Source organism: Listeria cornellensis FSL F6-0969 (assembly GCF_000525855.1).
Lineage (GTDB): Bacteria > Bacillota > Bacilli > Lactobacillales > Listeriaceae > Listeria_A > Listeria_A cornellensis.
Map to the genome: position 1 here is coordinate 60532 of NZ_AODE01000017.1, position 8495 is coordinate 69026.

At 44.6% G+C, this 8495-nt stretch carries 7 protein-coding genes; 2 read left to right on the forward strand and 5 right to left on the reverse strand.

The genetic code is table 11. The annotated features are described in order from the left end of the window. Positions 1–434 precede the first annotated feature (434 nt). Genes PCORN_RS07390 through yicI form a run of 3 tightly spaced genes read right to left on the reverse strand, consistent with a single transcriptional unit; the run spans position 435 to position 4712 of the window. Complete coding sequence (locus PCORN_RS07390; protein ID WP_149024283.1) at positions 435–968, reverse strand: peptidoglycan recognition protein family protein; 534 nt, start codon at positions 966–968, stop codon at positions 435–437. A gap of 33 nt (positions 969–1001) precedes the next feature. Continuing rightward, positions 1002–2387 carry a glycoside-pentoside-hexuronide (GPH):cation symporter gene (locus tag PCORN_RS07395; RefSeq protein WP_036078973.1) on the reverse strand — a complete coding sequence of 462 codons (1386 nt, stop codon included), beginning with the start codon at positions 2385–2387 and terminating at the stop codon, positions 1002–1004. Between the two features lie 57 nt (positions 2388–2444). Further along, positions 2445–4712: an alpha-xylosidase gene (yicI, locus tag PCORN_RS07400; protein WP_036078977.1), complete on the reverse strand. Its 2268-nt coding sequence runs from the start codon at positions 4710–4712 to the stop codon at positions 2445–2447. Between the two features lie 146 nt (positions 4713–4858). On the opposite strand from yicI, the gene PCORN_RS07405 reads away from it, so the two are divergent. After that, positions 4859–6010: an ROK family transcriptional regulator gene (locus tag PCORN_RS07405; RefSeq protein WP_036078980.1), complete on the forward strand. Its 1152-nt coding sequence runs from the start codon at positions 4859–4861 to the stop codon at positions 6008–6010. Between the two features lie 46 nt (positions 6011–6056). On the opposite strand, the gene PCORN_RS07410 is transcribed toward PCORN_RS07405, so the two are convergent. Then, the gene (locus PCORN_RS07410; RefSeq protein ID WP_420912021.1) at positions 6057–6512 is read right to left on the reverse strand and encodes an ASCH domain-containing protein; all 456 of its coding nucleotides are present in this window, start codon (positions 6510–6512) and stop codon (positions 6057–6059) included. A 256-nt stretch (positions 6513–6768) separates the two neighbouring features. Here PCORN_RS07410 and PCORN_RS07415 point away from each other — a divergent pair, with 256 nt between their 5' ends. Beyond that, positions 6769–8244, forward strand: coding sequence for an MFS transporter (locus tag PCORN_RS07415; protein WP_051999321.1), 1476 nt, complete (start codon positions 6769–6771; stop codon positions 8242–8244). An 86-nt stretch (positions 8245–8330) separates the two neighbouring features. Here the strand turns inward: PCORN_RS07415 and PCORN_RS21260 are convergent. After that, the coding region (locus PCORN_RS21260; protein WP_159102549.1) for an immunoglobulin-like domain-containing protein at positions 8331–8495 on the reverse strand (165 nt) is incomplete at its 5' end.

Below are 8495 nucleotides of genomic sequence, written 5' to 3' on the forward strand. Positions count from 1 at the left end.
TACTTCCTCCTCTTATTCTTGTAATAACACTACATAAAATCATATCATTTACCAAAACAAAAAAAATACAATACTTCGTGTGCGGGATAGATAATTATGTTTTTTTAGTCACAATTATAATTTGGATACAATCAAAAAACCGGAATATAAACCATATTAAAAATCAACTGGTACCCATGTCAAGGAAACCTAAAAAAAGAGACGCAACCAGTAAATTCTGATCACGTCTACTATTGATTTTTTGTATCCACATTTAAAAGTCCAACGCGAGCGCATAATCTAACACTTGTTTTACAAGAATAAAATCCTCACCTCTTAGCTTATCCGCAAATGTTTTACTCTTGATTGGCTGTATATCAAAACTATGAATTTGAGTGGTATTTATACTAGGAAATCTCCTGATTGCACTACTCTTCAAAATTTGTTTTCACGCTTCAATTATTCACCCGTCCAACAATCTCCGCTAATCTAGGAATCAGCGATGGCCCCGGACACTCCGTTGTCTCCGCCGAATTCCCCTCCGCACATTGATGCCCGACAATTCGCATTTTTCTACCATACCTCGTGTTAATATCTTGAATTAATAACACCAGCGAATCAATCGTAGCTTCACTAACCTCCCACTCCGGGCCTTCCGTAACATTACAACACTCAATCCCAATCGAATAAGAATTTGCCGCCCGTGCATGCCAAACTCTTTTTTCCTCGCCAACATACGCTCGTATTTCACCGTTTGGCCCAATTCCATAATGCGCCGAAGCTTCCCGTTCTCGCCACACCTCCGGAACCTCATCAAAATCAGTTTTTGCCATATGATGAACAACAACCGTCGTGATTTCTGCGCCTTCCCTGCTATTCCATCTTTCCTCACCAGTCTTTACAAAACGTTCAAACTCGTACGGGGTCGCTAACGGACTAATCATGGACATCAAAATCGCCTCATTTCTTTTTCTAAAAGTATACCACAAGAAAACCACCCCGATTTGGAGTGGCTCGCTTCCTTATTGTTCTTCTTTTAACTTCGCGTTACGTTCCGCCAATTCCACAAGATACATCTTCTCCTGCTTATCCGCTTTATAGAACATCAACGCAATCGCTGCAATCACAAAGCCAACAATCGGAATCCAAATAAAGTTGAACTCAATCGCATGTAGCGCGCTCGTAGATTGGACTTTATTCGCTTGATAACCGCCCGCCGCTAATATCCCAGCAGTCATCGCACCACCAATTCCCATTCCGAATTTCGCGCCGAAGCTTGATGCGGAAGTCAGCAATCCTTGTGCTCTCACGCCGCTTTTCCACTCGCCATAATCGACGGTATCGGCAAGCATAACCGAAAGCAATCCGGAGATGAATCCAGTTCCAAACGCGTTAATCACAACGCCGACAATGATAATCGGCACGCTCAAACTATACGCCCCAATGCCCATAACCGCTTGTCCGATAATCGCCAAAATAAGTCCGCCGACCATCGTGTTTCGTTTGCCCAATCTTCCCGCCACAGCAGGCGTCATCAGCAATGTCAAAAGGGATCCAAACGCCAGCGCCATAATCATCGGTACCAGATCTTCACGTCCCAAATTATATTTGAAGAAGTAAATCGTCGTTTGGTTTTTCATCGTCATAGCCATCCAGTAAATGAAGTTCATCAAAATCATGATAACCCACGGCCAGTTACGCTTAATCGCCTTCACACTATCTTTCACACGTACGACTTTTTGTACGTTTTCAATCCGTTCTTTCGTGTTGAAGAAAGTGTTCAGCAATAATACCACAGCCACGATGGAAAAAATTAAAATCGTGAGGAAAAAACCTTTTTGGTCATTGCCTTTTCCGAGTGCTGCTACGATTGGCAATGTGAACACGGTTACAATGATTTGTCCTAGCGTTCCACCAAATTGGCGAATTGTTCCCAAAACTGTTCTTTCTTGCGGATTATTCGTCAAACTTGGCAAAATCGATGTGATCGGCAAATTCACGCAAGAATATAAAATACCTACTAAAATATAGGTGATATAAGCCCATGCCAATTTTCCAGCGTCGTCAAAGCCTGGTGTTGTAAAGGTTAACACGCACATGAGGCCAAATGGAATCGCGAACCACAGGAAGAATGGTCGACTTTTGCCCCAGCGTGTATTGGTACGATCGATGAAAATCCCGATAATCGGTCCATCAAAGGCATCGATCACGCGCGCGACTAGAAATAGCGTTCCAACTGCGGCCGCGCTTAGTCCGTAAACGTCTGTATAGAAAAACATTAAATAGGTCGAAATAACTTGAAATGCTAGATTACATGCTGTATCACTTAAACCGTAACTAATTCGTTCTTTCCATGGCACCATTGCTTTCAATGGCTGTTCCGTCGATATTCTTCCTGTTGCTTCCATATATTTTCCCACCTTTTTTGTAGTCGCCCATCTCGACGCGGAGACGGGCTCGATTTTTTATGCTAGTTTGATTGTTTTTTCAGATGTTTCGTATGTTTTTATCCCTGATTCGTGTTGTTTATGCCAAATGATTTCGTAGTTTGCCAAACCGTCTGTATGAACCGTGATTTCGGAATTGTTGTTTTCCACGCGGATTGTTGCTTTTTGCGCACCGTTTGCTTGGTAAATCACGGTTTCCGCGCTCGCGTCCGCCGTTTCAAAACCGTATACGTGAATCGTTGGGTTTTCCGCATAATCATATTCGGCGTGGTCATCCCGCGAACCGCACACGATAATGCTGTTTTCCTTCGCCAATAACGGGAAACTCATGTAGTCGTGATGCTCGCTAACCCACGTGCTACCGTCGTAAACCTCATCAGTCAAGATATTCGTCCATTTGCCTTTTGGAAGATAAAACTCGCCGCGACCTTCCTCGTTAAAAATCGGAGCTACGAGTAAATTCTCGCCCAGCATATACTGACGGTCAAGCGTTGCAGCAGCTGGATCTTCCATGTATGAAAGCACCATCGGACGCATCATCGGCATACCATCCTTGTGCGCCGTCACCGCTTGCTTGAACAAGTACGGCATCAAACGCATTTTCAGCTTCGTAAATTTCCGCGTCACGTCCACCGCTTCCTCATCGAAAATCCACGGCACGCGATACTCCACGTTCCCATGATAACGACTATGCGATGACAACAACCCGAACTGCGTCCAACGCTTGTAAATATCAGGTGTCGCGCCCTCTTCAAAACCGCCAATATCATGACTCCAAAAACCAAATCCAGACAGCATAAACGATAAACCGCCGCGCAACGATTCCGCCATCGAGCTATACGTAGAAAGGCAGTCGCCGCCCCAATGAACCGGAAATTTTTGCGATCCAACCGTTGCCGATCTCGCGAATAACACCGCATCTTGCTCGCCGCGCTTCTCCTTCAAAAGATCAAACACCACTTCATTGTAAATATACGCGTAATAATTATGCATCTTCTCAGGATCAGAGCCGTCGAAATACTGCACATCTGTCGGAATCCGCTCGCCGAAATCCGTCTTGAACGCATCCACACCCATATCCATCAAAGCGCTCAACTTATCACGATACCACGCGCATGCCGCCGGATTCGTAAAGTCAACAATCGCTTGCCCACCTTGCCATAAATCCCACTGCCACACGGAACCGTCTTTATTTTTTATGAAGTAGCCATGCTCCTTACCTTCTGCAAAAAGCGCTGATTTCTGGGCAATGTACGGGTTAATCCAAACGCAGATTTTCAAGCCCTTCGCCTTCAAGTTCGCGAGCATTTTCTCAGGTTCTGGGAAAACACGACGGTCCCACTCAAAATTACACCACTCAAAATCCTTCATCCAAAAACAGTCAAAATGGAACACATCAAGCGGAATATCGCGCTCCTTCATGCCATCAATAAATGAGTTCACCGTCGCCTCATCGTAATCCGTACAAAACGACGTACTCAGCCACAAGCCGAACGACCACGCAGGTGGCAACGCAGGTTTCCCAGTCAAATCCGTATACTTCCGCAAAATTTCCTCCATCGTTGGACCGTAAATAATCATGTACTCCAACGCCTCACCCGCTACGCTAAACTGGTTCTTCGACACGTGCTCCGAGCCAACCTCAAACGACACATGCTCCGGATGATTCACAAAAACACCATACCCCTTATTACTCACAAAAAATGGGATGTTCTTGTACGACTGATCACTACTCGTGCCACCATCCTTATTCCAAATATCCACCGTTTGGCCGTTTTTCACAAAGTTCGTAAAGCGCTCGCCAAGTCCATAAATATTCTCTCCAACGCCCAAATCAAGCCGTTCGCGTATGTAATTCTGATCCGCAGACGTAATATAACCTTGCCCATTCACATCCGATTTCGTCAAAAACTGCCCGTCCCCATAAAAAGACAACGCATAGTTTTCCTTATCAATCGCAACTTTCAAATTACCCGACTCGATTGTAATCGCTTTCTCGTCGTCCGTCGTATTCAGAAAAACTTGCTGCTCATTAATTCCAAATGCAGGCGACTTACGCTTCCCGCCATCATGATGCTTCAAACGCACTGTAAACACGTCTTCTCGCGGCGAACTAATCTCCGTCGTCATCAAACCGAGATTCAGCGTATCCCCACGCGATTTAATTTTTTTAAAAGGAGCATAAACAGTAACTGTATCCGCTTTCAAACTATAGTCAAATACTTCTTTCGGATTCTGGATTTCAAAGCCCTCTTTTACAAGCCAAATCCCATCTGTAAATTTCATTATTTGTCCCTCCTCATCAAGTTTGTTAGCATAATAAACTAACTAACATAATAATAATACGAACATAACATTTTGTCAAGCGCTTTCTTATTAGACAAAGCCCTCTTTTACCGCTACAATAGATAAGAGAACAAGGGGGTACCACAATGTTTACAAATCGAACTGGAATTAGAGAAGCCAATGAACGCACCGTTTTGAGCGTCATCGTTAACGACGGTCCTCTTTCACGCGCGAATCTTTCCGAAAAAATCGGCCTAAATAAAGCAAGTGTTTCCGCCATCGTCAAAAAACTAATCGAACAAAAATTAATCAAAGAAGTTGGCATCGGCGAAAGTACCCTTCAAGGCGGCCGAAAACCGATTATGCTCGAGCTCAATAAAGCCGCGGGTTTCGCGATTAGCGTGGATCTTGGCTACGATTACATAGATACGATGATTCATTATCTGGATGGTACGATCCGAAATCGCAAGCTACTTCCCTTCCGGACCATCGAAAAAACCACAATCACCGCTGATTTAGTCACCATCATCCAAGAAATCACCACGAAGCTCCCAAAATCACCTTTTGGCATTGTTGGTATGACCATCGCGATTCATGGCATTGTCCACAACAACCAGATTATCTTCACGCCAGCCTATGATTTCACCGATTTCCCGCTGGTAGAAGAATTGGCAGCGAACTTCGATTATCCGATTTTCATAGAGAATGAGGCGAACCTACTCGCGCTCAGCGAACATGCGAAGAATAGCGCCTACCACAACCTTGTTTGCATCAGTATTCACGCAGGAGTTGGCGCCGGAATCATCACAAACGACACGCTTTACACTGGCGAAAACGGTCTCAGCGGCGAGATTGGTCACATGATCGTCCAGGCAAACGGAAATCCCTGCACGTGCGGTGGGAAAGGTTGCCTTGAGACCTATAGCTCCGAAAAAGTGATTTTAGACACGTATCGCGAACTGACGGACAATCAGGAAGCCATCATTCCCGACCTATACCGCGCTTATGCTGCGAACGATGCCATTGCTACGAAACTCATCTCGAATATGATGGACTATTTGAGCATCGCCGTCCACAATGTGATCACCCTCTACAACCCAAAAGTGATTGCCATTCACAGCGAAATCAGCCGCCTCATTCCTGATTTTCCCGAGAAACTAAGAACCCAATTACCACACCTGACCGCACAAAATATCGAAATCAAAAAAGCCAGCCTCGGCGAAGAAGCCATTCTGTTCGGCGCAGCGGTTGTGACGATTTCTAATTTTTTAGAAGTTCCTAAATTTGAATTAAAATAAGAAAAGGCGTGCATTTACTTCGAAAAGTAGCTGCACGCCTTCATTTTCATCTCACCTCAACAACTTCAAACCGCTGACACACAAGCAATAAATCTGGCGTAAACGTCAACCCAAACTGCGCTAATTCCGACGTAAAAAACCTCACATGTGCGTCATACCAATACTCATAACTAAGATCGCCTTCTCCCTCAGACCTCGCAAAGTCCCGCGTCACTTCATTCATTTTCACAAGTTCCACTTCGGTATATCGGATAATCACCAATGGTTCATTTTTCCCATCCAAAACGATATTATATTCACCAACTACCGGAATCGCCTCGCCTTCAATTTCATGGACACAGTATGCCGCACAAGAGGCTGTTTTAATACCATCTACAACGAGTGCTCCCAGCCGATTCGCCATTTCAGCACCATAGCCAAACGCCCATGCAACTGGGCATTCCAAGTCTAAATCACGCTCCTTCGCAAACGATTCCCAATAGGCTGTAACGATCTCAGACATTCCCATTCCCCCTCGATATTTCTGCAAATAGTATAACATATTACTTCGAACAATGCCCCAAATCCCCTCGTAGCCCGCTTCTCCCAAAAAGTGCATAAAATCAAGCACCTCTTTTTGTTCTCCTTGAAATCACAATATCCCATAAGACAAAAATACGATGTATATTCGACAAAAAAAAGTACTGTTTCCCCACATATGTACCTCTATAATAGAAAACAAGATTAATTTCTAACCTACTATTAGGAGGGGAAGCACAATGACACAAACGGCATACAAAGGCACAAATAAACTCATCATAGGAATCGTATTCGGAGTCATCACATTTTGGCTATTTGCACAATCACTCGTAAACATTGTTCCAGCCATTCAAAAAGATATTGGTATTTCTTCTGATTTACTGAACATTGCTATTAGTTTGACCGCACTATTTTCAGGTATTTTTATCGTTGTGGCAGGAGGAATGGCTGACAAATTTGGCCGGATGAAGTTAACCTATATCGGTTTAACGCTGAGCATTATCGGCTCGCTCTGTTTAGTCCTAACCCAAGGCGCCACATTGCTGATTATCGGTCGTATTATTCAAGGACTTTCCGCGGCGTGCATCATGCCTGCCACACTTTCCTTGATGAAAACATATTTTGACGGAGCAGATCGTCAACGCGCGCTGAGTTACTGGTCCATTGGCTCTTGGGGCGGTTCTGGTATCTGTTCTTTTGCTGGCGGCGCGATTGCCACATATATGGGTTGGCGCTGGATTTTCATTATTTCCATCATTTTCGCCCTACTCGGCATGCTACTCATTAAAGGTACCCCCGAAAGCAAAGTTGCACAAACTGGTAAAAAATCAAAATTCGATTTAGGCGGTTTAATCACGTTCATTATTGCCATGGTCAGTCTCAATTTAGTGATTACTCGCGGCTCCACTTTTGGCTGGGGAAGCGCCATTACCCTCACGTTAATCGCCGTATTCTTAGTCGCCGCGGCTCTATTCTTCTATATCGAATTAAAACAAAGCAATGGATTTATCGACTTTGCCCTATTCAAAAATCGAGCCTATACCGGTGCCACAGTGTCGAATTTCCTTTTAAATGCAGCTGCTGGAACGCTTGTCGTCGCCAATACGTATGTCCAAATCGGTCGAGGATTCACCGCCTTCCAGTCTGGCCTTTTATCCATCGGTTATCTCGTCTGTGTCCTCGGCATGATTCGGGTCGGTGAAAAAATATTGCAACGAATCGGCGCGCGCAAACCAATGATTTTTGGCTCACTTATCACGGCTACTGGAATCGCGCTGACGTCTCTCACGTTCCTACCAGACACAATTTACACGGTTGTTGTCTTTATCGGTTTTTCCCTATTCGGAGTTGGACTCGGTATGTACGCAACACCATCCACTGATACCGCGATTTCTAATGCACCAGAGGATAAAGTCGGTATAGCATCTGGTATTTACAAAATGGCCAGCTCACTCGGCGGCTCATTCGGCATCGCGATTTCAGCAACCATTTATGGCGTCATCACAGCAAGCGGTAATATCAATTTAGCAGCAATGGTTGGCCTACTAACGAATGTCGCCTTCTGCCTAGCCTCTTGCATCGCTGTTATGATCACCACACCCAAAGATAAAAAAAACATTACACAGCGCCACGGCAAAATAAAAAGCATATCCCCCCCAAAAAAAGCCGCGCAGTTTCCTCTGCGAGAGGCATGCGTATACAAAAAACACCTATAGAAGGCACTTCTTTTTTTTGAAGTGTCCCTTCTATAGGTGTTGTTGTATCGCGTGGTTCTTTTCATGTGTGACTGGCTATTACTTGCTTATTCGCCAGCTTGTACTGTTTTACGGTTGACTTCTTTAAAGCTTGCGTTGACGGCTACGACTTCTACTTTATCAGTCGCTTTCGTGATGGTTGCCAGACCATTGATTGTGAAGTTTCCGTTGCTCAATGTTGCATTTTTAACCGGAGCTCCATTGACCCATAG